The 25,106-nt window shown below is 38.7% G+C and carries 25 protein-coding genes; 15 read left to right on the forward strand and 10 right to left on the reverse strand.

Annotated elements, in window-relative coordinates:
- Positions 1 to 237: 237 nt before the first annotated feature.
- Positions 238 to 1,071: an MBL fold metallo-hydrolase gene (locus ASE55_RS10480; RefSeq protein ID WP_056218944.1), complete on the reverse strand. Its 834-nt coding sequence runs from the start codon at positions 1,069 to 1,071 to the stop codon at positions 238 to 240.
- A gap of 414 nt (positions 1,072 to 1,485) precedes the next feature.
- Here ASE55_RS10480 and ASE55_RS10485 point away from each other — a divergent pair, with 414 nt between their 5' ends.
- The 3 genes from ASE55_RS10485 (at position 1,486) to ASE55_RS20760 (ending at position 2,992) form a co-directional block, all read left to right on the forward strand.
- Entirely contained in the window at positions 1,486 to 2,343 is an 858-nt protein-coding gene (locus ASE55_RS10485) for a helix-turn-helix domain-containing protein (protein ID WP_056218947.1), read from the forward strand.
- Between the two features lie 320 nt (positions 2,344 to 2,663).
- Positions 2,664 to 2,909 carry a winged helix-turn-helix transcriptional regulator gene (locus tag ASE55_RS10490; protein ID WP_262483816.1) on the forward strand — a complete coding sequence of 82 codons (246 nt, stop codon included), beginning with the start codon at positions 2,664 to 2,666 and terminating at the stop codon, positions 2,907 to 2,909.
- The gene (locus tag ASE55_RS20760; protein WP_262483817.1) at positions 2,894 to 2,992 is read left to right on the forward strand and encodes a winged helix-turn-helix transcriptional regulator; all 99 of its coding nucleotides are present in this window, start codon (positions 2,894 to 2,896) and stop codon (positions 2,990 to 2,992) included. The genes ASE55_RS10490 and ASE55_RS20760 overlap by 16 nt, the downstream gene beginning before the upstream one ends.
- Before the next feature lie 96 nt (positions 2,993 to 3,088).
- On the opposite strand, the gene ASE55_RS10495 is transcribed toward ASE55_RS20760, so the two are convergent.
- A complete protein-coding gene (locus ASE55_RS10495) occupies positions 3,089 to 3,475 on the reverse strand; it encodes a nuclear transport factor 2 family protein (RefSeq protein WP_056218949.1) in 387 nt (128 codons plus the stop codon).
- A 23-nt stretch (positions 3,476 to 3,498) separates the two neighbouring features.
- Positions 3,499 to 4,404: an SDR family oxidoreductase gene (locus ASE55_RS10500; protein ID WP_056218952.1), complete on the reverse strand. Its 906-nt coding sequence runs from the start codon at positions 4,402 to 4,404 to the stop codon at positions 3,499 to 3,501.
- Positions 4,405 to 4,676: 272 nt separating this feature from the next.
- Here ASE55_RS10500 and ASE55_RS10505 point away from each other — a divergent pair, with 272 nt between their 5' ends.
- Positions 4,677 to 5,132, forward strand: a complete 456-nt coding sequence (locus ASE55_RS10505; protein WP_056218955.1) for a GNAT family N-acetyltransferase — start codon at positions 4,677 to 4,679, stop codon at positions 5,130 to 5,132.
- On the opposite strand, the gene ASE55_RS10510 is transcribed toward ASE55_RS10505, so the two are convergent.
- Positions 5,129 to 5,986 (reverse strand): LysR family transcriptional regulator, encoded by an 858-nt coding sequence (locus tag ASE55_RS10510; RefSeq protein ID WP_056218958.1) that lies wholly within the window; start codon positions 5,984 to 5,986, stop codon positions 5,129 to 5,131. The two genes, ASE55_RS10505 and ASE55_RS10510, sit on opposite strands and share 4 nt — an antisense overlap.
- A 19-nt stretch (positions 5,987 to 6,005) precedes the next feature.
- Between ASE55_RS10510 and ASE55_RS10515 the strand changes: the two genes are divergently transcribed.
- From ASE55_RS10515 to ASE55_RS10530, 4 genes are all read left to right on the forward strand, one after another.
- Entirely contained in the window at positions 6,006 to 6,899 is an 894-nt protein-coding gene (locus ASE55_RS10515; RefSeq protein ID WP_056218961.1) for a DMT family transporter, read from the forward strand.
- A gap of 184 nt (positions 6,900 to 7,083) precedes the next feature.
- The gene (locus ASE55_RS10520; RefSeq protein ID WP_056218964.1) at positions 7,084 to 7,653 is read left to right on the forward strand and encodes a cob(I)yrinic acid a,c-diamide adenosyltransferase; all 570 of its coding nucleotides are present in this window, start codon (positions 7,084 to 7,086) and stop codon (positions 7,651 to 7,653) included.
- Positions 7,643 to 8,266, forward strand: coding sequence for a thiamine diphosphokinase (locus ASE55_RS10525; protein ID WP_056218967.1), 624 nt, complete (start codon positions 7,643 to 7,645; stop codon positions 8,264 to 8,266). The genes ASE55_RS10520 and ASE55_RS10525 overlap by 11 nt, the downstream gene beginning before the upstream one ends.
- A 125-nt stretch (positions 8,267 to 8,391) precedes the next feature.
- A complete protein-coding gene (locus tag ASE55_RS10530; RefSeq protein WP_056218970.1) occupies positions 8,392 to 9,783 on the forward strand; it encodes an arginine decarboxylase in 1,392 nt (463 codons plus the stop codon).
- A 128-nt stretch (positions 9,784 to 9,911) separates the two neighbouring features.
- On the opposite strand, the gene ASE55_RS10535 is transcribed toward ASE55_RS10530, so the two are convergent.
- Positions 9,912 to 10,571, reverse strand: coding sequence for an HAD family hydrolase (locus ASE55_RS10535; protein WP_056218972.1), 660 nt, complete (start codon positions 10,569 to 10,571; stop codon positions 9,912 to 9,914).
- 243 nt (positions 10,572 to 10,814) lie between these two features.
- Between ASE55_RS10535 and speB the strand changes: the two genes are divergently transcribed.
- The 3 genes from speB to ASE55_RS10555 all read left to right on the forward strand — a co-directional run bounded on the left by speB (position 10,815) and on the right by ASE55_RS10555 (position 13,369).
- The gene (speB, locus tag ASE55_RS10545) at positions 10,815 to 11,672 is read left to right on the forward strand and encodes an agmatinase (protein ID WP_056218978.1); all 858 of its coding nucleotides are present in this window, start codon (positions 10,815 to 10,817) and stop codon (positions 11,670 to 11,672) included.
- A 68-nt stretch (positions 11,673 to 11,740) separates the two neighbouring features.
- Complete coding sequence (locus tag ASE55_RS10550; protein ID WP_185116290.1) at positions 11,741 to 12,601, forward strand: bifunctional helix-turn-helix domain-containing protein/methylated-DNA--[protein]-cysteine S-methyltransferase; 861 nt, start codon at positions 11,741 to 11,743, stop codon at positions 12,599 to 12,601.
- A gap of 156 nt (positions 12,602 to 12,757) precedes the next feature.
- Positions 12,758 to 13,369, forward strand: a complete 612-nt coding sequence (locus tag ASE55_RS10555; protein WP_128414550.1) for an alpha-ketoglutarate-dependent dioxygenase AlkB family protein — start codon at positions 12,758 to 12,760, stop codon at positions 13,367 to 13,369.
- Positions 13,370 to 13,553: 184 nt separating this feature from the next.
- Here the strand turns inward: ASE55_RS10555 and ASE55_RS10560 are convergent, their stop codons facing one another.
- Positions 13,554 to 15,416, reverse strand: a complete 1,863-nt coding sequence (locus tag ASE55_RS10560) for a CocE/NonD family hydrolase (RefSeq protein WP_056218983.1) — start codon at positions 15,414 to 15,416, stop codon at positions 13,554 to 13,556.
- Between the two features lie 138 nt (positions 15,417 to 15,554).
- On the opposite strand from ASE55_RS10560, the gene ASE55_RS20655 reads away from it, so the two are divergent.
- Positions 15,555 to 15,848: a hypothetical protein gene (locus tag ASE55_RS20655; protein WP_056218986.1), complete on the forward strand. Its 294-nt coding sequence runs from the start codon at positions 15,555 to 15,557 to the stop codon at positions 15,846 to 15,848.
- A 28-nt stretch (positions 15,849 to 15,876) separates the two neighbouring features.
- Here the strand turns inward: ASE55_RS20655 and ASE55_RS10570 are convergent, their stop codons facing one another.
- From ASE55_RS10570 to ASE55_RS10580, 3 genes are all read right to left on the reverse strand, one after another.
- Complete coding sequence (locus ASE55_RS10570; protein WP_056218989.1) at positions 15,877 to 18,636, reverse strand: outer membrane beta-barrel protein; 2,760 nt, start codon at positions 18,634 to 18,636, stop codon at positions 15,877 to 15,879.
- A gap of 184 nt (positions 18,637 to 18,820) precedes the next feature.
- Positions 18,821 to 19,240 (reverse strand): SH3 domain-containing protein, encoded by a 420-nt coding sequence (locus ASE55_RS10575; RefSeq protein ID WP_056218992.1) that lies wholly within the window; start codon positions 19,238 to 19,240, stop codon positions 18,821 to 18,823.
- Positions 19,241 to 19,246: 6 nt separating this feature from the next.
- On the reverse strand, positions 19,247 to 19,741 hold the full coding sequence (locus ASE55_RS10580; protein WP_056218995.1) for a BON domain-containing protein: 495 nt from the start codon (positions 19,739 to 19,741) through the stop codon (positions 19,247 to 19,249).
- Positions 19,742 to 19,965: 224 nt separating this feature from the next.
- Between ASE55_RS10580 and ASE55_RS10585 the strand changes: the two genes are divergently transcribed.
- From ASE55_RS10585 to ASE55_RS20855, 3 genes are all read left to right on the forward strand, one after another.
- Positions 19,966 to 21,216 carry a dicarboxylate/amino acid:cation symporter gene (locus ASE55_RS10585; protein ID WP_056218998.1) on the forward strand — a complete coding sequence of 417 codons (1,251 nt, stop codon included), beginning with the start codon at positions 19,966 to 19,968 and terminating at the stop codon, positions 21,214 to 21,216.
- A gap of 49 nt (positions 21,217 to 21,265) precedes the next feature.
- Entirely contained in the window at positions 21,266 to 21,589 is a 324-nt protein-coding gene (locus ASE55_RS20850; protein ID WP_317041554.1) for a hypothetical protein, read from the forward strand.
- Positions 21,590 to 21,690: 101 nt separating this feature from the next.
- Positions 21,691 to 21,978, forward strand: a complete 288-nt coding sequence (locus tag ASE55_RS20855; RefSeq protein WP_317041555.1) for a phytanoyl-CoA dioxygenase family protein — start codon at positions 21,691 to 21,693, stop codon at positions 21,976 to 21,978.
- Between the two features lie 147 nt (positions 21,979 to 22,125).
- Here the strand turns inward: ASE55_RS20855 and ASE55_RS10595 are convergent, their stop codons facing one another.
- Entirely contained in the window at positions 22,126 to 24,930 is a 2,805-nt protein-coding gene (locus tag ASE55_RS10595; RefSeq protein WP_056219001.1) for a GH92 family glycosyl hydrolase, read from the reverse strand.
- Between the last annotated feature and the right edge of the window lie 176 nt (positions 24,931 to 25,106).

The following is a 25,106-nucleotide window of genomic DNA, read 5'->3' on the forward strand; positions in this document are numbered from 1 at the left end:
GTCAAGTACTTGGTACATCATAGGCTTGCTTTATCTTTTTATGTCTCGCAACACAAAAATAAGCAAGCCTTTTTTTATAGAAAAGTTTAAATGACCTCTTTGATAAAGGGACCATATTTAAAGGATACTTTTGCGAACATAAAAGAAAGAAGCCCCGCTATCAGATAGGGGGGCTTCGCATTAAAATTAATTTCAATAATCACATCTTCAGCATGACATATGTATGATAGGATAACTTTAAAGTTTGATTACATCGCCGTCTTCAGGAATAATTAATTTATCCGGGCCGATTTTTAATCCGGCTGCTTTCTTTTTCAAAACTTCTCTTGTTGTAAAGCAATGATCCAAAGCATTCATATGAATTGCTATTACTTTTCCTTTTCCGCTAGCACGTATTAAATCCATGGTCTGTGTTTCGTTCATGATGATCGGGGTATTGCCGAAGCCTTTTACCTGCGCACCTCCTGAATTAACAATAATGTAATCCGGTTTGAACTTTTTTAGATCCTTTTTAATGTCTTCCGTCCAGATGGTATCTCCCACGATGTAAATCGTCGGCAGGTTTTTCGCCTGCAATACAAATCCGGATGTTTTTCCCATCATTTTTAATACTTCACCGCTTCCGTGCTGCCCTTCAACACGGTGAATTGTTATGCCGTTCCAGTCTTTCTGGTTTTCTAAAACAGATGCATTAAAAAAGCCTTCCTTTTTAAAGAAATCTTTATCTGCAGGCTGTATAATTATTTCTGTGGATTTATCAATGGTTTTACTTGCCGGCTGATCAAAATGGTCTTCATGGGTATGGGTTACCATCACCAGATCAACATCCTTCACAATATCTTCTAAAGGCATGGTAAGTTCAACGGTAGGGTTTTTTTGAATTCCTGCCCACGAATCGATAGCCCCCTTTTCAGAAAACATAGGATCTACCAGTATTTTTTTTCCGCCGTATTCAATGATTAAGGTTGCATTCCGGACTAATTGGACTGTTGGGTCTGTACCTGCACTGATCTGCCCATAGGATAAGATGTATGACAGCGTAAGCGCCATCGCTAACATTACTTTTTTCATAAATTTTTTATTTTACCTGATTCATCATATTATTTTCTGAATTTATCTGAATCAGTAATACGGGTACAAAGGTCGGGTTCGATGGATGTTTTTTAAATATCTAAAATATACTATATCATGCCATTTTGATAAATCAATTTATACTCTGATCTCATGATGATTTAACTTATATCTTACTGAGCTAATGAAAAAGAAAATTTGAGCTGTTAATTTTTTAATGCTTGAAAAATGTACAGGGCTCTCTTCCAGATTCAGAATTGCAGGACTGTTAGCGTCTGCTTTAAGTTTTGCTAATGGAAACCGATTTAAATTCATTTCCTTTTGATGTGAATCTCCACAGCGATTTTTTTAATCGTCCGGTACCATTTTGATATTGAAATTAATTCATTGTATATTTGATTCATAAGAAATGTCATGCGAACCATCAATTTTCATAAGACCGAGTGCGGTGTAGATTTTTTCATTAATGTTCTGAATCAGAACACAATCAGTTATCTGCAAAACGACGTGCATAATACAGACTATTTTGAGGTTGTATTTTTCACAAAAGCTGAGGGAAAATTATATATTAATGACAAGAAAATAGATATCCATGATAATTGTATTGTTTTCATTTCAGCATTTCAGCGGAGAGCCTGGAAAATAAAGCATCAAGGGCTTGAGTTCAGGACTTTAATATTTAAGGAAGATTTTCTGAACGAGTTCTTCGCAGATAAATTTTTCACGCATAAAATGCTGTTTTTTTATCAGCATAATCATGAATTACTGCTCAATGTAGGCCATTCGGAAATGAAAAGGTTTAATGAATTTCTCGCAGAAATTAAAACTGAGCTTACACAGACAAAAAAGGACAGCGTTCACATTATCAGATCTATTTTGTACTACCTTCTGCAGAGTATAAACAGGCGGTATGCTGCGGCCAATCATCTGGAGGTTGAGAAAGATGATAAAAATTACGCAGTACAGTATAAATCCCTTCTTGAAAAGCACATCTGCCAGAAAAGAAACATTGAAGATTATGCCGTTTTATTGAATATCAGCAGGATCACCCTTAATAAAGCAGTTAAGGATCAGTATAATATTACCGCTACAGAGCTTCTTAAGCAGCGTTTACTTGCAGAAATAAAAGATCAGCTTGTTTACTCAAACAAAACAGTTTCAGAAATATCCTATGGCCTGAACTATGCAGAGCCCGGGCATATGATGAGATTTTTTAAGATGCAGACAGGCATGACAACGTCTGAATATCTTAAAAGTCTAACTGCTCTCTAAGCAGATCTTCCGGTAAATATCTGGATACCCAAAGAAATTTTCAATAAAGGTTAAACTGCAGTTATACCAATTTCATTTGCCTGTCAAATTCTTTTTACTATTCAGTTTCTGGATCATTTTGTTGTACTGAATTTCAGGCAAAGGATTTTTAGGTTATGGTTGCTTTCAGTCAGGTATATTCAACGAATTAAAGTGCAACATAGAAAAGCGGAAGGCCATTTTCATTCTAATTTGATAACAGAAGAATATTACCTTACCTTTGCAGCTGTATCCTACGAATAATCAGGTACATACTAAAAGGTAAGAAATACTGTATATCAATGGATTTAAGCGAAATTAATATTTGTGATGAAAACTGCCCGGTCCGGAAATCTCTTCAGCTCCTGAGCGGTAAGTGGACCTTGCTGATTTTATATCAGATCAATGATCAGAAAGTAAGATACGGAGAACTGAAACGTAAAATCCCCGGAATAAGCGAAAAAATGCTTATCCAGGAATTGAATGAACTGGTGAAACATGAACTGGTTCACCAGTTCATTCAATTCCTCAGATTCCGCCGAGAGTAGAGTATACATTATCTGAAAAAGGCCTCAGTACGTTACCTATTATTGAGCAGCTGGCTGCATTTGGTTTTAACCACTTGATGTAATTATTATTCAGACAGATATTTTTTCATAATTATTATAAAAATAAAAGAGCATCCGTTAAGAATACTCTTTCAGCATAATACAAATTATTCGGCAAATTATTTCCAAAACCCGTCTTCACCTGCCTGATCTTGAGAAAAAGTCATCACACTGACAATTTTTTCATTTACTACTTCATAAATATCAATGCCATCCATATTAATGGTCTTATCACCATTTTCAGCAATAAAACGAACCGGGAATGCCACAATATTACCATTGGACATCATGGGTCCTTTTACCTGTATTTGTAATGTCCCTTTTGTAACTTCCATCATTTCTCCCAGAAATTGGACAATGGCTTCAATTCCTGTTTTAGTTCCTGAAAACCTGTTGCTGCCCGGCTGATGCCATTTTGCGTCAGGACTGAAATATGAGAATACGGCAGCCGTATCTCCTTTTGCCAGAGCATCCGAATAGGCTTCTATAACTTCAATTGATGTCATTTTTTAATATTTTTAGTGATTAATTATATATTATCCCTGAAAAAGAAGTCTTTATGGTCAGCTGCCCAGTCTCTCAGAGATGTCATTTTTACAGGAAGCTTTTCCAGGATTTCGTTCATATGGGCATTGAACTTAGGCGGATATTCAGCGGCATTCTGAAGGCTTTCGTAATAAGCTGCCACGCTCAGGGCTCCCGCTTCCCCTACAAACGGCTTCATGATATCACCAAACTCCTGTGGCTTCTGCGGATAATAAGCAATCTCTTCTCCTGCACCTTTGGAAAACTGTTCTGCCAAATCATTTCCTTTCAGATTTTCCAGGCCGCTGATTTTGAAAGCGTCTGCCTTTAGGTGCTTATTATAAATAGCTTCTACTACGAAGGCACTTACATCGCGGGACGCAATCCATCCTATTGGCATGGCTTCAGGTGTAGGATAGGCTATTTTTTTCATATTTGTAATGAACTGGGCACAGAACGCACCCATCATATTTTCCATGTAGATAGTAGGTTCTATAATAACATAATCCAGTCCGCTGTTGATTAAATACGCTCTGACATCTAATTTAACGTCATCCACCGGAGACCCGATTTTCTGTGACTCCAGCCAGCCGCTGGTATTCCATACGATTTTACCTACATTGTTGGCCTTGGCTGCATCAATTACATTTTTTGAATATGTTAATCCGTCAACAGGATTGGGTAACGATACAGGAATCATAAAAGCAATTGCATCAACTCCCTTTGTAATCTCCAGCATTTTATCTGCATCGCTCAGGTTTGCCAGTACCGGTGTTGCACCTGCCTGGGACAGCTTTTCAAAACTCTTTTCCGAGCTGGTAGCAGCAATTACTTCCGCACCTTTTTTGTTTGCTTCTCCTATTACATTAAATTGTTGTGAGCCCGTTGCTCCAAATACTAAAATTTTCATATTCTGTTAATTTTTATATGATTATATCCGGATAAAGCTAAGCAGGCACATACCTTTCTACAAGTACCTACTGATTAGTCATGTACTTACAAAAAGGTTAGAATACATGATTATCAGCGGATAAAATTTTCAATTATTTTTTACAACTGAGGAAATATCAGGATATACTATTAAAATAATTATTTCTTAGGATGAAACTAATGCGTTATTTGGATCAGTTAATTAAAAAATAGCATTTTTCAGCATTACTGTATGGATTAGATTTGCACCATATGAAAAGAGAAATTTTAATTAAATCATTCAATGATTTAGACATTACGGAATTATACAGCATTCTGAACTTGAGGAATGAAGTATTCATTGTAGAACAGAACTGTGCTTATCAGGACATTGACAACAAAGATCAGGAAAGTTACCATTTAATGTGTTATGTCAATGGTCAGCTAGCCGGCTATGCCAGACTGCTGCCTGCAGGATTATCTTATCATGAAATCTCTATCGGAAGAGTAATCACCGCTCCGGCATTCAGGGGTATGGGTATAGGAAAAGAGATTATTGAAAAATCTGTTGCATTCTGCAGGGCCGAATTTGGCGAACATGATATAAGAATAGGTGCGCAGGTGTATCTTCAGAAATTTTATAGTTCTTTAGGCTTTACAGAAGATGGAGAGGAATATGATGAAGATGGAATTCTGCATATTGAAATGGTAAAAAGAGCTGATTCTTAGATCAGTTCCAGAATATTGTTAACAATTGGATTCGGATCGTCTTTTCGCCAATTGATAAACAGGTCTGTTTGAAATGGCAGATCAATAAACTTTACTCCGGGATTTTCCTGGTGGGAATAAGAATGCGGCAGAATAGAAATGCCTGATTTATTCTTAACCAATGATATTATTGTAGAACCGAATTCACACATGATATAAGATTCTGCATTTATGTTATAAAATGCAAAGACTTCCTGAATAAGATGGTTGTAGCTGCTTTCATGATCATTTGCTGTGAGTATAAATTTTTCATTTTGCAGTGTTTCAGAATTTATGTCTTCCGGGAAACATAAAGGATGTTCTGAAGGAACTACGAGTGAAAGTTTCTCAGACTGTAGCTTACGGCTGTTGATAAGCTTTGATTTGTTCAGATCCCGTGTGAATGCAAGATCAATTTTATAATCATTCAGAAATTCATCCTGATGCTCATACCGGAGCTGTATCAGTTCAATTTTTAATTGAGGAAATCTGTTGACAAGGCGTGATATAAAATCCGGCAGAATTGAAGATGAAATTGAATCGGGATGCGCAATTTTGATTAGGCCATATTCTCCGAAATGAATTTTTTTGGCAAGTTCATGAATTGATTCCAGCTGGTTCAGTTCTTTTGCCCACTCCTCTTTTAAAAATTTTCCTGCAGCGGTCAATTTTACATTTCTTTTATTACGGTCAAACAACTGTATCCCCAGTTCGCTCTCAAGCGATTGTATATTACGGCTCAGGGCTGATTGGGTGATGTTCATTTTAGAAGCCGTGTTCCAAAAATGCAGCTCTTCAGCTAGAGCCAGAAAATATTTCAAACTGTGCAGGTCCATTAATGCAATTTAAGAAAAAATGAAAAAGAAAAACCTTTATTTACTACTATTATTGTTTGGAACATGTTTCTGGGGAATGTCATTTCCCATTACTAAACTTGCAGTGCAGGGTTCTTCAGTAGCCTTATTTTTACTGTATAGATTTATACTGGCAACATTTGTCCTGTCCGTTGTTTTCAGAAAGCAATTTAAATCAACCTCTTCAAAAGAGATTACAGCAGGATTTCTTCTGGCCTTCCCTTTGTTATCAAGCATTATCCTGCAGATCAATGGATTAAAATTAATCGATGCATCCCAATGTACCTTCATTGCCGGACTTAGTGTGATCATTGTTCCGGTATTAAAAAGAATAATTTTCAAAACAGTATTGCCGGTTAAAACCTGGACGGCATCTCTTATTGCTTTAACAGGTCTTTTTGTCATTGCGGTTTCAGGCGATTTTACCTTTAATCAGGGAACACTTTATGCGATTGCCGGTACGTTAGCATTTTCACTGTATTTACTGCAGGTCGAAAAATATACTGCTGAAATAAATATCCGCAATACGATAGTTCCGATGTTTGTATGCTGTGCACTGCTTTGCCTGTTGTATGTAAACTTTGACCATGTCAAAACAAGCTGGATTCCGGATAATAAAAGCTTTTGGTTAGCAATAGTATTTTGTTCCGTTTTTTCAACAGCGTACATGTACTCAGTATCTATGCTTTCCCAAATGTATCTGTCAGCAGAAAAAATAGCAGTTATCTTTTTGTTTGAACCCATATTCGGAACGGTTGCTTCATTTTTTATCCTTAATGAAAATATTACCGTAAGGTTATTATTAGGGGGAGGGTTGATCTTTTTTGCTATGATAATCTATGAAATACGCTTCAAAAAATCTGTTAAAGCAGCAGATTACAGCGAATTTAGCTAAATGTTTACAATAGTGTTTGAAGCATATTCTAACATTCTTACTCCGTATAATTTGATTTATTTGCATTAAATAGTGATTATCATACAGATATTTAAAGATCAAAAGGAAGTTATTTTGATTTTCCGGCGAAAATAGCTTTAACAAAAAATTTGTCAGCTTTATGATAAAAAAGTATTTTAGTCGTATGAAAATTTACACAAAAACAGGAGATAAAGGCCAGACTGCCCTGTACGGCGGAACGAGGGTTTCGAAAGCCAGTGCCAGGGTAGACAGTTACGGGAATATAGACGAACTGAATTCATTCATCGGAATCGCTAAAAGCCACATTAAAGACGAAGATGTCCTGAAACAGCTTAAGAAAATCCAGTTTGATTTATTTACCGTAGGATCCGAAGCTGCCACCCCGGTTGACAAACTGATGCTGGCCAACGGAAAATCCCGCCTCCCGTTAATTATTTCCGATACCGAAATTGAAGCGCTGGAAAACTGGATGGATGCTTTTGAAGCGCAGCTGGAACCTTTGCAGTATTTTATTCTGCCGGGCGGAGGTAAGCCGGCAACGTTTCTGCATGCCGCCAGAACCATCTGCAGAAGGGCAGAGCGCTCCCTGGTTTTCTTAAATGAATCGGAAGAAGTACGTCCTGAATTAATAAAATATTTAAACAGGCTTTCAGACTATCTGTTTGTGCTGGCAAGATATATTTCAAAAATCAACAGCGAACCGGAAGAATACTGGAACCCGAATGAAAGATAAAGTACTGTTGTTCATCAACGGAGATCCGCCGGCATCTTTTCCGGAAATTGAAGAATATGGTTTGATCGCGTGCACGGACGGTGCTTTTCATTATCTGAAAAATCTGAGGTTCCCACTGGATAAGCTTGATTTTATTTCCGGTGATTTTGATTCGCATTCGGGGAAAGACGAAAATATATATGACGAAAAGTTCATTTATACACCGGATCAGGACAAAACGGATTTTCAGAAAGCCCTGGAAATTATCGTGGAAAAAGGCTTTGTACAGGTTGATGTGTTGGGCGGAAGCGGAGGAGAGCAGGACCATTTTTTGGGAAATCTGACGGTAGCTTATTTATTTAAGGAACATTTAGACATCAAATTTTATGATGAATTTTCTGAATATTACTTTATTCCAAAAAAAATTACGGTTAAAAATACAAAAAGTAAGCTCGTTTCCTTGTACCCTTTTCCTGTTGCTGAGAACATAACCACAACAGGATTGAACTGGGGGTTGACCCATGGAAATCTGAGCATTACCTCAAGAATCGGGACCCGGAATTTTGCCGTGGAGGATGAGGTTTCCATTGAATATGAAAAAGGCGATCTCATGATATTTGTCGGCAGGAAATAACGCTGAAAATTCCATAGATGATACCAATCTGAGTAATTTGAAATCTGTGAAAACTTTAAGAAAATTTAAAACTAAAAAATCAAACTTTTTTAGCAATTTTGCATTCTTAATTCACTTGTTTAGAAATGAAAATAAAATACTCGGAACTTATTGATCAGACATTGTATTTTCCAACAGAAGAATTCAATGTTTCTGAAAACAATTTGTTGTTTCACGATATTCCCCTGATGGATGTTGTTGAAAAGTTTGGAACCCCTTTAAAGGTAAGTTACCTTCCGAAAATTTCTCAGAATATTCAAAAAGCAAAAAGCTGGTTTAAAGAGGCTTTTGAAAAGACCGAATATAAAAAGAACTACACATACTGCTACTGTACAAAATCCAGCCATTTCAATTTTGTTATTGAAGAAGCTTTGAAGAATGATATTTCCATGGAAACGTCTTCTGCATACGATATGGATATTGTAAAAGCGCTTTATAAGAAAGGGAAAGTAGACAAAAACATTGAAGTGATCTGCAACGGATTCAAGACCGATGATTATCTGGCGAAAATTTCAGATATGATCAACAGCGGTTTTGAAAATATTACGCCGATCCTGGATAACTACCGCGAGCTGGACAAGCTTACGGAAAGCATTGACACCACTTTCGATATCGGAATCCGGATTGCTTCGGAAGAAGAACCGAAATTCGAATTTTATACCTCAAGACTGGGGATCGGATACAAGGATATCATCCCGTATTACAGCCAGAAGATTGCGGAGCACCCGAATGCAAGACTGAAAATGCTCCATTTCTTCATCAATACCGGGATCAAAGACACGGCCTATTACTGGAATGAACTGTATAAATGCCTTCGCGTATATGCACGTCTGAAGAAAATTGCTCCTGAAGTGAATTCACTGAACATCGGCGGCGGTTTCCCGATCAAGACTTCATTGCAGTTTGATTACGATTACCAGTACATGGTAGAGGAAATTGTTTCCCAGATTAAGAAATTCTGTGAAGAAGAAGGAGTGGAAGAACCGAATATCTATACCGAATTCGGGAGTTTTACGGTAGGGGAGAGCGGTGCGAACATTTATAAGATTATCTCCCAGAAACGCCAGAACGACAGGGAAAAATGGAATATGATCGATTCTTCTTTCATGACCACGCTTCCGGATACCTGGGCGATTTCCAGGCACTTTATCATGCTTCCGCTGAACCGTTGGGAGGATACGTATGAAAGGGTATTCTTAGGCGGCCTGACGTGTGATTCAGATGATTATTATAACTCAGAACAGCATACCAATGCGATCTACCTGCCGGTATTTAGTGATACCAAGCCCCTGTATATCGGGTTTTTCCATACCGGAGCCTATCAGGAAACCATCGGCGGTTACGGCGGGGTCCATCACTGCCTGATGCCTCAGCCAAGGCATATCCTGATTCAGAAAGATGAGAACGGCGATCTGCAGTATGAAATTTTCCGGGAAAAACAGGAACCGGAAGACGTATTGAAGCTTCTCGGATATTAATAAATACGGGTTATTGCGAGATGCGGAAGCGACGAAACAATCATCAGTAACAAAAAATCAGATTAACTGGTTTTAACCAGGCTATACAAAACAAAAGCTCTCAGATTATTCCCTGAGAGCTTTTGCATTTAAAAATATTTTGAAATTTTATCGAGTTCAAGTTCAGGGTAATCTGAAACCACTGTATCTGCAAGTGTATAATCCTGGTTTTTAGAATGCGGGCTCCTGTAGGCTGCACAGAAGATCTTTGCCCGGTGCGCTGCCAGGATTCCGTTGGTAGAATCCTCAATCACCATACAGTTTTCAGCAGGCTGTCCGGCCATTTCAGCTGCCAGTAGGAAAACTTCAGGATGAGGTTTGGATTCCTTTAAATCGGCACCGCTTATTTTCCCGCTGAAATATTTTTCCAGTCCGAATTTTTCAAAAACCATATTGATGGTGGTCATGGTTGCTGAAGAAGCAAGGATCAGCGTAATCCCGTTTTCATGGTAATGTTCAATAAGATCCTTAACCCCGGGAATCAGATCAAATTCATCATCGTTATAAAAGTAATCCTTGAAATAATTCCTTTTGATGGTGGCGATATCTTCGTGCGTATGGGTAAGGTTGAACCTGGCAATCAGGGTTTCGCAGACTCTTTTTGTGGAGGCCCCGGTAAAAGAAGTATACATACCTTCGGAAACTGCAATTTCCAGTTCCTCGAATGTTTTAAAATAGGCTTTTCTGTGCAAAGGTTCTGTATCTACAATAACGCCATCCATATCGAACAGCACAGCTTTTAATGACATATTCTGATTTTTTTTACAAAGGTAGGGAAATTTGGCTGGAAGCCAGAAGCTGGATGAAGGATGGTTGTGAAATGCAATTCTCAAGTGATTATTTTAAAAGTTGCCGATACGTAATCTTCAAGATCAACGAGAGTTTTGGAAATCGAGACGAATTTATTTTTTCACTGCAAAAATTTCAAGCTTCCAACTACGGGCTTCCATCTTTTACTATCTTTGCAAAAATCATTTAACTTTAAAAACATTATGAAGACATACGCAGGAATTCCTGAAGAAAACGCATCATTGGAGAACTCAAAGGTAATGCTGGTAACCGTTCCTTATGACGGAACTTCAACTTGGGGAAAGGGAGCTGACAAAGGTCCGCAGCTGTTCCTGGATGCCTCTGAAAACATGGAGCTTTATGACATCGAAACCCAGACTGAGCCTTATCTTGAAGGGGTATATCTGGCTGGTGAAATTTCTGAAAATGAGACGCCTGAAGCTATGACGGAAGCGGTGTACCAGAAAACAAAAGAACTTTTAGACAATGACGGCAAGCTGTTTACCCTTTTCGGAGGTGAGCACTCAGTGTCTATAGGTTCCATCCGTGCAGTAGGGGAGAAGTATGATAACCTGACGGTTCTTCAGCTGGATGCGCATACTGATCTGCGTCCTGAGTTCCACGGCTCAACTTCCAACCATGCGTGTGCGGTTTTTGAAGCCAACCAGAAGCATAACCTGGTACAGGTGGGAATCCGTTCCATGGATGTTGAAGAAACCGAATATCTGCCTGAAGGAAGAGTGTTTTTCGCCCATGAAATTGCCAATAATGAAAACTGGGTAAACGATGTGCTGGAAAAAGTTTCAGGAAACGTGTATATTACCATTGACCTTGATGCTTTTGACCCTTCCATCGCACCGTCAACGGGAACTCCCGAGCCGGGCGGCTTACAGTGGTACCCGACACTGGAATTATTAAAAAAGGTATTTGAAAAATGTAATGTAGTCGCATTTGACATTGTAGAATTAATGGATTCACCGATGGCAAAGCCAAGCGCATTCCTGGCAGCGAAGCTGTATTACAAAATGCTTGCGTATTATCATATTTATAATAATAATTAAAATTCCGCAGGAACCGGATTTTTTCTGCCATAGATTCTTTGGAAATTTGTGAAATAAAAATGTATCCCATGTCTACACAGAGCCAGATAGATTATCACAGAATTGCCAGGGCAATAGCATATATACAGAGTAATTTTAAACTTCAGCCGGGACTGGATGAAGTGGCGGAGCAGATTAATCTGAGTCCGGCCCATTTTCAGAAGATGTTTTCAGACTGGGCAGGAACCAGTCCGAAGAAATTTCTGCAGTTCATCAGCCTGGAACATGCAAAAAGCCTGTTAAAAGAAGAAAAAGCAAGCTTGTTTGATGCCGCTTATGAAACGGGCCTTTCGAGTACAAGCAGGCTGCATGACCTGTTTGTAAAAATCGAAGGCATGTCTCCGGCAGAATATAAAAACGGGGGGAAGAACCTCAGTATTCAATACAGCTTTTCAGAAAGCCCTTTTGGGACGGTTATCACCGCTTCTACCGAAAAGGGGATCTGTTACATGGCATTTGAAAATAATAAAGAAACGGCATTGGGGAATTTAAAGCTTAAATTTCCCAATGCCTCTTTTTTTGAGGAGCATAATGATCTTCAGAAAAATGCATTGTCCATTTTCGATAAAGACTGGACAGAACTGAATACGGTAAAACTCCATTTAAAAGGGACTGATTTTCAGTTGAAGGTCTGGGAAAGCCTGCTCACCATTCCCATGGGAAAGCTCTCAACATATGGAAGTTTAGCCGGAAAAATCGGGCACTCCAAAGCCTCCCGGGCTGTAGGCACGGCTATCGGAAGCAATCCCGTCGCTTTTTTGATTCCGTGTCACCGGGTGATTCAGTCTTCGGGAAATCTTGGAGGTTACCGATGGGGAAGTGATCGGAAACAAATGATGATTGGCTGGGAAAGTTCAAGGATGTATTCTGAAAATCCTATTTTACCATAAAACTTTATTTAAACCATTAAGATTTATTTTAAGAAATGAAGCTCACTAAGATAAATTATTCTGATTTTTTAGTATACTTTCTTAAGCAGAGCAGCTTAACAATTCTTATCAACTTAATGAATCTTAATGTTTTATTTAAATACAAACCTTAATTTTATGTTGAACCTATTCGAAAATATATCAGATTACCCTTTAAATATTCTTCCCAAAGACGGAACCGCGCTTTATTACGGAAAAGTTTTTTCCAGAGAGAAGCTGGATTTTTATTTTGATTATTTATTAAATCAGATTCCGTGGGAACATGATGAAGCCGTGATTTTCGGGAAACTGATTTTAACCAAAAGGAAAGTGGCTTGGTTCGGGGAAAAACCGTTTGAATACACCTATTCAAAATGGACAAAACATGCTAAAATCTGGACGCCTGAATTATTGGGGCTAAAACAGAAATGCGAAGAGCTGACGGGTGAAACCTACAACTCCTGTCTCCTGAATTTATACCATGACGGCAGCGAGGGAATGGCCTACCACAGCGATGCTGAAAAGGACCTGAAAAAACATGGTGCCATTGCTTCCTTAAGTTTCGGAGCGGAAAGGAAGTTTTTATTCAAACATAAAACCACCAAAGAAAAAGCAGAAATATTCCTGGAAAACGGAAGCCTGCTTGTGATGAAGGGAGTTACCCAGGACCATTGGCTTCACCGGCTTCCACCCACAACAAAAATAAAAACGCCGAGGATCAACCTGACGTTCAGGACAATTCAGGAATAATTTCTTAACAAAATATTTTACAGCATTCCACAGGTAGTTAAGCCTGTCATTCCGCAGGAATTCAGGTAACGATTTTTACAGGTAATTCTCCTAAGTAAATTAGGTTTCTACACAATGACAAATAGAACATCTAAAGTCGTGCAAATAAAAAAGCTGTTCAGTTAATCTTGAACAGCTTTTTGTTTTATTTCAAAACCTCAACTTCAATCGCACTGTCGTCAAAAATCCTGATGAATGCTTTTGTGTAATCTTCCCTGGTGGCAAAATTAGGATTATCCATAAATTTCTGTGGATTGACTGCAAAAAGCGGAAACCAGGTTGAAGAAATCTGAATCTGGATTTTATGTCCTTTTTTAAACGTATGCACCACATCCTGTAACCTGAAATTCACCGCTGTTTTTTGGTTCGGTACCAATGCTTCAGCTTTTTCCCTGGAGTTTCTGAATCTCGCGGGCATAATTTCACTCCTGACCATCTGATGGTAATTTCCGTACACAACGCCTTCTTTTTTCTCGGCAGGTTTAAAATCTTCAGGATAAACATCAATTAATTTTACAGCAAAATCGGCGTCTGTGGAAGTGGAAGCGATATTTAATTTAGCCATGATTTCTCCTGCAAAAGTCATGTCTTCTGTCAGGACGTCGGTGGTAAACGTTAAAACGTCTGGCCTGCCTTCCGCAAATCTTTGGTCTTCAGACATATAATTCCGGGGTGTGAAACCGTTGAAATCTTTCAGATTATCAGAACTCAACACGGGATTGTTGGGGTCGCTGTAATATTCAGAAAAGCCCTGCCCGGAAGAGTTTTTCAATGTTCTGCCAGCTAAATAAAAGTTCATCTTTTTAGCTTCTTTCGGAGGGTAGGTGGCAAATTCACGCCATTGTTTTGCGCCGGTATCATACATCAAAGCTTCCGGTAAACCTGCATTCTGCTTAGCGTTTCCTTTCAGATAATGATTAAAGAATTTCGTCTCGATATTTTTCTGATAATAAGTTGCAATGCTGTCTCCGAAATAAATCTGGTTATGGAAATGTTTTCCCTGCTCATAGGCCCATGCTCCGTGTGAGAAAGGTCCCATCACAATGGTATTCTTCGCTTTCGGGCTTGTTTTTTCAATCGTTTTATAAATATTTAACGGTCCGGATAAATCTTCAGCATCAAACCATCCTCCGACTGTCATCACTGCATGGTTTATGTTCTTCAGGTGGGGCAGAAGGCTTCTCTGCTGCCAGAATTCATCATAGTTGGTATGGTTCATAATCTCGGTCATGAAAAAATTATCCCTGTAATATTTTTCATAGCCGTCTTTCAAAGTTCCCATATCTCTGTAAAATTTCAGTCCGTCTTCAGAAGTCGGCTTGATCATGGAATCTGTATACCACGCCTTATTTTCCGGCTTTGTCTTCTGAACTCCGAACACCGGGAACGTCCTGAAATAACCTAACATAAACCGTCCGTTATGAAGGAAGTCGTCATTCCAGAAATCTGAGATCGGTGCCTGCGGGGAAGAGGCTACCAAAGCGGGATGCTGTGACAGAACGCCGACAGCCGTATAAAATCCGGGATAAGAAGTGCCGTACTGCCCGACTTTTCCGTTGTTGTCTTTGATGTTTTTAAGAAGATATTCAATCGTGTCATACGTATCTGTACTTTCATCAACATCTTTTTTGGTCTTGTGGTCAACCTGTGGCGTCATATTGGTAAAAGTCCCTTCGCTCATGTATCTTCCGCGGACATCCTGGAATACGAAAATATATTTATCCTGCATCAGGTACGGATTAGGGCCCAGTTTCGTTCTGTATTCATTCTCACCGTAAGGAGCAATGCTGTAACATGTACGCTGCATCAGGAACGGATATTTCTGCTTTTTCGAAATATCTTTCGGAATATAAACGGAAGTAAACAGTTTTACACCGTCGCGCATCGGGATATAAAATTCCTTCTTGATGAAATTGTCTTTTACGAAGGTGTCGGGCTGAGGCTGTTTGCTCTGTGAATTTCCAAAAACAAAAAGGAAAATAAATAAAATTGAAAAATGAATCTTCATCAGGTAAAATTTGATGTTAATTTAGATAAAAAAATGTTGTTATATTTTACTAATAAATACACAATTCAGGATGATGTAATGAGAATTTGATGATCGAAATAAAAAAAACACTATTTTGGCGTATTATTTTAAATTTTTATGAGAAAAATTGTAATATTCTTTATCATATTTTTATCAGTGATTACCAATGCTCAGACCCGGGTCAATTATATTTTGCAAATTTCATATCCCGACAAAACTGAAAAGAAATTCAGTATGAATTTAGATATTCAGGATGATCTGGTTTCTTTTTACGAAGTGGAATTGTTAAAAGGAATGGTTAAAGCATCAAAATCAAATCAATTACTTTTTCATCATCCAAAAACAAAAAAGACCGGAACTTTCTTCCGGCCATTTTATGATATAGATTTACAATCCGTAAATCTGAGATAACATATCTCGTTTATTTGCATTATTTATTTTATTTCATTTTCTTCCCTGCAAATTTATTCAGTTTCATTGTCAGAGAAAACATTACATAACGTTTCAGGATAAGATCATCGCGATCTTCGAAATAAGCATTTGAAATTGTTCTTCTTACACTTTGATTTTGATTTAAAACATCATACACTTTCACCTTTGCCGTCAGTTGCTTATTAAAAAATGAATATCCGACACTTGTATTCCAGAAATAAAAATCTCTTTTAAAGCCGGGAGCAATATTGGAATTGGTATTATATTCAAAATCATTTCCTATTACTAATCTGCTCTGCAGAACATAATTAGTAAGCTCCATTTTTAAAGTCTGGTAGCTCGTGTTGACCTCGTCAATGCTGTAATTCTTATATTTTGATAAATTATATCCTAATGAATAAGAAGGTTTTATGGTGAACTTATCTTTTATTTCATAGGTGAAATTCAATCCCGGGTTTAAAGTGAAATAATTACTTGTATATTCCTGGCCGTTGATAAATCCTTTATTTAATGCATAAGTCATATTAAATCTGGGACTGATGGTAAATTTATTTTCTTTCCATTTAAAAGTTTTGCTGAAACTTCCCCCGAAATTGAAATTCTTATTTCCGCTGATATTCGCGTAGGTTACATGCTGTTTTCCATCTTCATCATAAAATGAATAATTTGTAATGTCATTATTGTGATAGGTAAACCCGATGTTTACATAATAATTAATGTTTTTTACGATATTAAAGTTGTTAAAATAAAGGTACGTCATATTGCTCCAGGCATTTTTAAGATCCGGATTTCCCTGGAAAGTAATTAAAGGATTGGAGAAATCCACGTAAGGTGTAAGCTGTTCCGCTGTAGGAATTGTGTAATTGGAAAAGTTATACAAATTCAGGCTCATGTTTTGCGAAAAATGGTACTGGGCTCCCAGGTTATATTTGGGGAGCACAAAGTTCTTCTGAAGATTATAATTCTGAGCATTGTAAACAGAATTTACATTCATATCAGAAAATTCCGCACCTACAGATCCCCAGGCATTGATTTTCTTTTTATTGATTTCAAAAGATAATTCCGGAGCAAACTGATTGATTTTCTGGTTCATTCCGTTGGATAAAAGTGTATTGTAATCCGAATAATCCCCTGAACTTTCATTAAAATCATTCACATCTCTCAGGTTGTTGAATAACTGTGAATTATATTCCAGTTCCAGGCTTATATTTATAGAATCCGAAATAGGTTCGGTATAGCCTACGCGGAAACGGTAATTGGAATTCTGCTCTTTTTTCTTCAACAGCTGATTCCTGTTGTCATTTAGGCCAATATTCTGATAGAAGGTTGTTTGTGATCTGTTCAGATTATTATTTTTAGATTCAGAAATAGTTCCGTTCATATTAGCATAGGCTACTCTTCCTTTTTTTCTGAATTTTTTAGATAAATAAATATTGGGGGTAAAAGCATTATTTTCAGAATCGGAGCTTGTATAGGAATTACTTTCATTAAGAAGTATACTATCCCTTAAAGTAGATGATTTCAGGTTGTTATAATTAAATCCTTCTGATCTGGAAAATGACGGTGAAAAATAAATACTCGTGAGAGAATCCAACCTGATCCTTGCGGCCATATCAAAATTATACTGTTTAGACTCATTTTCTCCATTATTCTCAGAATCAGTTTTCAACGTATAATCAGGCAGAAGAGTTGTACGCGATACTTTGGATTTTGTTTCAAGATTATTGTCGATATGGATTAAGCTTATATTTTCCAGATCTGCATCTTTCCCGAATTTATCACTGTAATTTAAGCCGATAGTAGTAGACCGCTGAATTCCTTTGTTGTTGCCTCCCTGTACATAATACGTTGAATTTCCACTTTTTACGACAGAAGACCCCTGCATCAGCCATGAGTTTCTTCCCCGTCCCATGCTGTCAAAAATTTCGTCATTTGAAAATCCCTGTGAATTGATATTGTTTGATGATGCCAGTATGCTGATTTTGGTGTCATTCTTAAAGTAGCTAAACAGCCCGCTCCCTTCATATCGCTTATCCGATCCGTAGCCTAAGGTAAGCCTTGAAATAAGACCTCTGTTTTTCTTTTCGTCAATATTAAAATTAATTGTGGCATTGTTTGATTTTGAAGTTTTTCCCGTCAATTCTTCCTCTTTGGTTTTTGTGGTTGTAAACTGGATGTTTTTTATAATGTCAGCCGGAAGATTTTGCAATGCAATTTTGCCGTCTTTGTCGAAGAACGGTTTTCCGTTGATCATGATCTGGTCAACTTCTTTTCCATTGACCGTAATTTTTCCTTCATTGCTGATTTCAACTCCCGGAATCTGCTTTAACAACTCTTCAATTTTACTGTCAGGACGAACTTTTATAGATGAAGCATTGAATTCAATGGTATCTTTTTTTATTTTCACGGGTGAAACCGTAATTTTTACTTCTTCAATATCGGTAATGGAATTTTTTTCAAGCTCAATTGTTCCCAATGAAAATGATTTATCAATTTTTTCAAAATTTTTAGAATAGGAAATTAATTTGTCAGCATCTACTTTCAGAATAGTAGGCTCATTTAATTCATCTGTCTTTAAAGAAAATTTACCATCTCTGTTTGTAGCAGTGTAATTGACGATGGATGAATCTTTTTGTTTGAGGAGATAAACCGTTGCATTTTCAAGTGGCTTTTTTTCAAAGCTGAAAACTTGGCCTTCAATATTTAATTTTTGAGCATTCAGAATTATGAAATTGAACGCGAATAGCAGCAATAATAGTTTTCTCATTACATTTAGGTTATTAGAGCCGCAAAATTATAAAAAAAAATATCCCTGCAAAAGGGGTGTGGACCGTTAAATAGCGTTAATGTTTGGCATTTAATTTTAAATAGTCTGTTAAATATATTCCTGAATACAAAAAAAAGCATCCCCAAAAGGATGCTGTATATAAATAATGTAATATTTGATCTGATTAAGCCCTCAGATACCTTGAATAGGCATATCCTTCCTGGCCTTTATCGGTTTTTACTTTCCACCAGTCGTCTGAAGTCTGTTCTACCAGCGTTACGGAAGAACCTTTTTCAACTTTACCCACAACAGCGGCATCTGTAGAAGGCTCCTGTCTGATGTTCAGATTGGATTCATCGGTAGCCACGGTAAGGGCTGCACCTGCGGCAAGACCTGAAACCTGTACGTCAATATTGATATCGGAAGCAGAATATGAAGAATCAATGGCTCCTAAGGCATTCCAGACTGCATCTTTGGCAGCTGTATTGGAAGCACTCCCTGAAACATAAAGAATCCCGTCCTGTTCCTGAACCTGAAGGTCAGAGATTCCTGCAGACTGTGCAGCAGAAACCACGCTTGAATATTTATCCTGTAATGTGCTCATGTCTGATTATTTTACGGTGTAGTTATAATTTACTTTTCCCACTTTTAAAGCATCTACCGATTCTTTTACTTTTCTTGCATCAGCAGAAGATACGTTTCCTGTAAGCGTAAGCTCACCGTTTACCGTTTCCACTTTTACTCCCGGGATATCTTTTACCGCGTCCTTCACTTTTTGCTGTACGGCAGGATCTACTGCAGACTGTGTTTCAACCGGTGCAGGCATGGCAGCAGCAGCTGGAGCAACAGTAGCCATATCATGAACGTCTTTAATCCCGCTGATGGCTTTCAGCTGTTTGATCATGGCGTCTTTTGCCTCCTGGGTTTCAAAGGTTCCGCTCAGGTGGGCTACCCCTTCTTTCACTTCTACGGAAGCACCCGGATTGGAAGTAACTACCGTAGTAGCCTGGGTCTGAAGATCAGAATCTGAAACTTTCTTTTTACAAGAAACAGAACCGAAGGATACGGCTACAGCAAGTGCAGCCATTGCGATCGTTTTTTTCATAATTGTATATTTTGTAAATGTTGTTAATACAGGTAAATGTAATAATAAAATACGTACCAAATAAATAAAAACAAAATTTATCTTTACAAAATTGATTATAAGAGTATAAAAATCAGTTCTTTAATTTTAAATTAGCTTTTTGATGAAAATGTGATTCATCAGCTTTAAACTAAACCCTGCGCCAATTGTAAAAATATTATATTTGCGAAACTTGAATTAACGATATGAAAGGACAGAATAAACTATTTATAGCCATTATCATCGCATTGATCCTGGGAGTAGGGATCGGCGGACTTGTACATGTGAAGTATCCGGAAAGTGCAGTGCCCTTTTCCAGCAACATAAAACTTTTAGGGACGGTTTTCATCCGCCTGGTGCAGATGATCATTGCTCCGCTTGTCTTTACCACTTTAGTTGTGGGGATTGCCAAAATGAGCGATATCAAGATGATCGGAAGGGTAGGAACGAAAGCCATGCTGTGGTTTATTTCTGCTTCCCTCATCTCTCTTTTTATCGGTTTGATCCTGGTGAACTGGCTTGAACCGGGACATGTAACCAAACTTCCGATTCAGGATGCGGCTACTGCGGAAGAACTGCTGAAAAGCAGCAAAGGGTTTTCCATGGAAGATTTCGTAAAACACATCATTCCTAAAAGTGTTTTTGAAGCGTTTGCCACCAATGAAGTGCTTCAGATTGTGGTTTTTTCCATTATGTTCGGGATTGCCCTGGCCAATCTGGGTGAAGAATATGCGCAGCCTGTGGTTAAGCTGTTCGAGATTATCGCACACGGAATCCTGAAAATGGTAGGCTATATCATGTGGTTTGCACCGCTGGGGGTTTTGGGAGCCATTGCTGCCGTCGTTGCAACCAACGGTTTTGAGATCTTTAAAGTCTATGCCATTTATCTCAGGGATTTTTTCTTCGCATTGGGGATCCTTTGGCTGGTGCTTTTACTGGTAGGATATCTTATTCTCGGAAACCGTCTTTTTGAATTATTAAGAAGGATTAAAGAACCTTTACTGATCGCATTTTCTACCACCAGTTCCGAAGCTGTATTCCCGAAACTTGTTGAAGAGCTGGAAAGATTCGGGTGTAATAACAGAGTGGTGTCTTTCATTCTGCCTTTAGGATATTCTTTTAATCTGGACGGAAGTATGATGTATATGACGTTTGCCTCTATATTCATTGCCCAGATTTACGGGATTGAAATGACCATCGGGCAGCAGATTACCATGCTTCTTGTGTTGATGCTTACCTCAAAAGGGATTGCCGGAGTGCCGAGAGCCTCTTTGGTGATTATTGTGGCTACCTGCTCCATGTTCGGGATTCCGCCGGAAGGGATTGCCTTAATTTTACCGATTGACCATTTCTGTGATATGGGAAGAAGCATGACCAATGTACTTGGGAATGCACTCGCCACGTCTGCCGTTTCCAAATGGGAAGGCCAGCTGGATAACCATGGCGGAAATCTGTAATCCGGAGTATCATATTACAACTGTCATAGTAATTAATGACTACGGAAAAATGAACTTAGAACAACATAAAGAAATAATTGCTGATAAAGGATATTCCGTTATCAGCAATGTTTTTTCAGGGGAAGAAATTGAAAAGATAAGTGAGGTGATCCGGAATACGGATCCGTCAAAAGAGACGTTTAGAAAGTCTGAAGATCTGTTTGCCATACGGCAGTTTTTAAAAGAAATCCCGGAGGTCAGGGATCTGGTTTTCAATGATAAAATCAAAGAAATCTGTAAGGGAATTTTCGGTGAAAAATATATTGCCGTAAAAGTATTTATTTTGACAAGCCTGAAATCTCCAACTGGTATGTTGCCTATCATCAGGACCTGACCATTTCTGTCGATAAGAAGCTTGAACTGCCGGGTTTCGGTCCCTGGACTACCAAACAGAACCAGTTTGCCGTTCAGCCGCCACTGGATATTCTTGAAAATATGTATACAATACGGATCCATCTGGATGATACGGATGAGCATAACGGCGCTTTGAAAGTAGTCCCCGCATCCTATGCCAAAGGAATCTACAGGCCCGAAACCATCGACTGGACCATTGAAACCGAAGAAATATGCAGTGTAGAAAAGGGCGGAATCATGATGATGAAACCTCTGTTACTTCACGGATCCAACAGAACCACCAACGGAAGCAGAAGAAGGGTGATCCACATTGAGTTTTCTGATAGAGAATTGCCGGAAGGGCTGAATTGGTCTGAGAGGATTCATTAAAAATAATAAAGTTAGTCTTCATTACTATCAAGCCGAAGTTAATCAGTTCTTAATGAAAATTGCTTAATTGATAATCTTTAAAATACTTTTAATAACAAAACCTCTTTCACATTGAAAGAGGTTTGTGGTTTTTCTGAATATTGATTTCTATTTCACAGAAATCTCATCCACAAAAATATATGCTTCACCGCCGGCTCCCTGGTGCCATTCCGGAAGTTTCCCGAAATGATAGGCTTTTACTTTGATGTAACGGGCCTGGGTAGGCAATACTTCTGCCGGGAACTCCTTTACCTGAACAGTTTCATTTTTAGGGTCAAGCGTATTGTCGATGGTTTTCAGCAGGATGAAGTCTTTTCCGTTATTGGAAGCATAATATTCCACTTTCTTCGGCATCAGGATCCATGCCCTGCTGTCCTGGAGATAGGTTGATGAAATATGGGTGATGTCCTGCGGCGATTTCATATCGATAACCGCTTCAAAGGTCTGCCCCTGATAGCCCAGCCATTCCCCTTTTCTCCAGTTGGCATCACCGTTGATCCCGTCAATCAGGGACAGTTTGCCGCTTGCCGTATATTGTGGAGTAGGCGTTGAATTGACTGTAATATCCCAATTGTTCGGCCTCCTGTTGAAATTTGCTGTTACCACTGAGCTTTTTTCCCCTTTTCTCTCTTCATAGGCAGAAACCTGTGTTGTTTTTGTGATGATGAATGGACCTTTGTAAGGCATGAACATTTTTCTCACATTGGCATCACCTTCATCCAGGGTCATGTAATAGATTTTGTCATCAGGATTCAGGGCGGTGATCTCAACCTGTGTATTCAGGTCGAAAATCCGTGCGGCGGCAATAACAGGAGAGGCTGTCAGTTCATCATATTTAAAATCTCTGAACGTTTTTACATTTTCAAATCCAAGCTTTTTAAGTTCTTCACGACCTGTATTTTTTGTGATGGTTCTTGTGGTCCCGTCTTCCAGATGAAGTTTTACCTCATCGAAATAAGGCGTTGTGGTCTGCCATTCCGGTAATCCCGGCGTTACGGAATAAATGCCCAGCGTGCTTAAGATATACCAGGCGCTCATCTGCCCGCAGTCTTCATTTCCAATCAGCCCGTCCGGTGCATTTTTATAGTAATTATCAAGGATGTACTTGATTTTTGCATCTGTTTTTTCCGGTTTGCCTACATAGTTGTACAGATAAGCAATGTGGTGGCTCGGTTCATTTCCCTGGGCATACTGCCCGATAAGCCCGGTGATGTCTACCTGTTCTCTTCCTGTGGTAGTGTCGGGAGCAGAGAAAATAGAATCGATAAACTGTTCAAATTTTTCTTTTCCGCCATGGGCAGCAATCAGGCCCGGGATATCCTGCTGTACAGAATACGAGTAATGCCAGGAATTTCCTTCCGTATAATTATTGTTTACCTCTCTCGGCTCGAAAGGCTCGTACCAGTTTCCGTTTTTCCTCGGCTGCATGAATCCGTTCTTCGGATTGTAGAGGTTTTTCCAGTTCTGGGAACGTTTCATGAAGTACTGGTAATCTTCCTTCTTGCCTAAAATTTTTGCCATCTGGGCGATACACCAGTCATCATACGCATATTCCACTGTTTTAGAAACACTTTCGTGCTCATCGTCAATGCTGATGAAGTTGTTCTGTTTGTATGCATTCAGCCCGAAAATATCCAGCATGGCGGAATTTTTGGAAGCTTCAAATGCTTTTTCGTAATCAAATCCTGTAATCCCTTTTGCCATGGCATCCGCAATAACAGATACCGAATGATAGCCGATCATACATTCCGTTTCATTGGAAGCCAGTTCCCAAACCGGGAGTTTCCCGCCCTGTTCATATTGTTTAATAAAGGTATTGATGAAACTAGCCGTTCTTTTCCTGTCAATCAGTGTCATCAGAGGGTGTGCTCCGCGGAAGGTATCCCAAAGTGAAAAAACCGAATAGTAATCAAAATCTTTGGCCATGTAAAATTTATTGTCGCGGCCCCTGTATTTCCCGTCAGCATCCATGTTGATGTTCGGCTGTGTAAATACATGGTACATCGCGGTATAGAAAACGGTCAGTTTATTTTTATCAGAAGATTTAACTTCAATTTTAGACAGTTCTCTGTCCCAGTCTGCAGCCGCCTGCTTCCGGATTGACTCAAAATCATTGGATTTACCTTCTGCAAGCATATTTTTCCCTGCTCCTTCATAGCCGGTTGGGGAAATGGCTACTTTCACACTGATTTTTTCGCCCTTTTTTACCTTGGCAGAAAAGGCCAGTGCTAATTTTGTACCTGTGAAAAGGTTGTTTTCCTGTTTTCCATTTGCTGCATTCCTGGATATTTTCACCGGTTTTGAAAACTCAATCCTGGCGTAGATATACTGATTGGTTGCCCAGGCTTCGCTTCTCCTGAAAACTTCAATGGTTTTGTCATCAATGATTCTTACTTCGCCTTCCAGAAGTTTATCCCGGTGGTTGAGGTCTAAAATAATGTTGGCATTCCCGGCATTATTAAATGTATATTCATGATAACCGACTCTTTTGGTAGTGGTCAGCCGGACATCAATATTGTTTTTATCCAATTTCACTGCATAGAATCCTGCCGCTGCTTTTTCATTTTTATGGGAAAATTTTGAAGAATATTCCTTGTTATCCAGGCTTGGGTTTCCCATGGTGGGCATCAGCATAATATCGCCGTAATCGGAAACCCCCGTTCCGTTGAGGTGGGTATGTGAAAAACCGTAGATTACCGAATCTGAATAGTGATATCCGCTGCATCCGTCCCAGCTTCCGTCAATTCTGGTATCCGGGGAAAGCTGTACCATCCCGAACGGAACAATGGCTCCCGGAAATGTGTGGCCGTGGCCGCCAGTCCCGATGAACGGATTAACATATTGCGAATAATTCTGGGCCTGTAAACAAAAGGAAGTTAAAAAGAAAAGCAGGATGAATTTTTTAGCACTCATGAATTTATTTAATGTGATTTTTACTTGATATAGATGCTGACAAATCTAACAAAATTCCATTAATTACAGCGATAAATCATTTTCACTGATTAAAACGGTGAAAAGTACCCTAAAGTGTAATGAAGATCAATATGAAAATGTGCTGGTTTAAAGCATCTTTAAAATATCCTGTACTG

It is taken from the genome of Chryseobacterium sp. Leaf201, assembly GCF_001421435.1.
Classification (GTDB): domain Bacteria; phylum Bacteroidota; class Bacteroidia; order Flavobacteriales; family Weeksellaceae; genus Chryseobacterium.

Excerpts from the sequence above, each read along its gene's own strand:
- ASE55_RS20850 (WP_317041554.1), top strand. The coding sequence starts at position 21,266 with ATGAACTTAGAACAACATAAAGAAATAATTGCTGATAAAGGATATTCC.
- ASE55_RS10560 (WP_056218983.1), bottom strand. The coding sequence starts at position 15,416 with ATGAAGATTCATTTTTCAATTTTATTTATTTTCCTTTTTGTTTTTGGA.
- ASE55_RS10570 (WP_056218989.1), bottom strand. The coding sequence starts at position 18,636 with ATGAGAAAACTATTATTGCTGCTATTCGCGTTCAATTTCATAATTCTG.
- ASE55_RS10495 (WP_056218949.1), bottom strand. The coding sequence starts at position 3,475 with ATGACATCAATTGAAGTTATAGAAGCCTATTCGGATGCTCTGGCAAAA.
- ASE55_RS10490 (WP_262483816.1), top strand. The coding sequence starts at position 2,664 with ATGGATTTAAGCGAAATTAATATTTGTGATGAAAACTGCCCGGTCCGG.
- ASE55_RS10530 (WP_056218970.1), top strand. The coding sequence starts at position 8,392 with ATGAAAATAAAATACTCGGAACTTATTGATCAGACATTGTATTTTCCA.
- ASE55_RS10510 (WP_056218958.1), bottom strand. The coding sequence starts at position 5,986 with ATGGACCTGCACAGTTTGAAATATTTTCTGGCTCTAGCTGAAGAGCTG.
- ASE55_RS10535 (WP_056218972.1), bottom strand. The coding sequence starts at position 10,571 with ATGTCATTAAAAGCTGTGCTGTTCGATATGGATGGCGTTATTGTAGAT.
- ASE55_RS10550 (WP_185116290.1), top strand. The coding sequence starts at position 11,741 with ATGTCTACACAGAGCCAGATAGATTATCACAGAATTGCCAGGGCAATA.
- ASE55_RS10515 (WP_056218961.1), top strand. The coding sequence starts at position 6,006 with ATGAAAAAGAAAAACCTTTATTTACTACTATTATTGTTTGGAACATGT.
- ASE55_RS10505 (WP_056218955.1), top strand. The coding sequence starts at position 4,677 with ATGAAAAGAGAAATTTTAATTAAATCATTCAATGATTTAGACATTACG.
- speB (WP_056218978.1), top strand. The coding sequence starts at position 10,815 with ATGAAGACATACGCAGGAATTCCTGAAGAAAACGCATCATTGGAGAAC.
- ASE55_RS20655 (WP_056218986.1), top strand. The coding sequence starts at position 15,555 with ATGAGAAAAATTGTAATATTCTTTATCATATTTTTATCAGTGATTACC.
- ASE55_RS10500 (WP_056218952.1), bottom strand. The coding sequence starts at position 4,404 with ATGAAAATTTTAGTATTTGGAGCAACGGGCTCACAACAATTTAATGTA.
- ASE55_RS10520 (WP_056218964.1), top strand. The coding sequence starts at position 7,084 with ATGAAAATTTACACAAAAACAGGAGATAAAGGCCAGACTGCCCTGTAC.
- ASE55_RS20855 (WP_317041555.1), top strand. The coding sequence starts at position 21,691 with ATGTATACAATACGGATCCATCTGGATGATACGGATGAGCATAACGGC.
- ASE55_RS10595 (WP_056219001.1), bottom strand. The coding sequence starts at position 24,930 with ATGAGTGCTAAAAAATTCATCCTGCTTTTCTTTTTAACTTCCTTTTGT.
- ASE55_RS10575 (WP_056218992.1), bottom strand. The coding sequence starts at position 19,240 with ATGAGCACATTACAGGATAAATATTCAAGCGTGGTTTCTGCTGCACAG.
- ASE55_RS10555 (WP_128414550.1), top strand. The coding sequence starts at position 12,758 with ATGTTGAACCTATTCGAAAATATATCAGATTACCCTTTAAATATTCTT.
- ASE55_RS10585 (WP_056218998.1), top strand. The coding sequence starts at position 19,966 with ATGAAAGGACAGAATAAACTATTTATAGCCATTATCATCGCATTGATC.
- ASE55_RS10580 (WP_056218995.1), bottom strand. The coding sequence starts at position 19,741 with ATGAAAAAAACGATCGCAATGGCTGCACTTGCTGTAGCCGTATCCTTC.
- ASE55_RS10485 (WP_056218947.1), top strand. The coding sequence starts at position 1,486 with ATGCGAACCATCAATTTTCATAAGACCGAGTGCGGTGTAGATTTTTTC.
- ASE55_RS10525 (WP_056218967.1), top strand. The coding sequence starts at position 7,643 with ATGAAAGATAAAGTACTGTTGTTCATCAACGGAGATCCGCCGGCATCT.
- ASE55_RS10480 (WP_056218944.1), bottom strand. The coding sequence starts at position 1,071 with ATGAAAAAAGTAATGTTAGCGATGGCGCTTACGCTGTCATACATCTTA.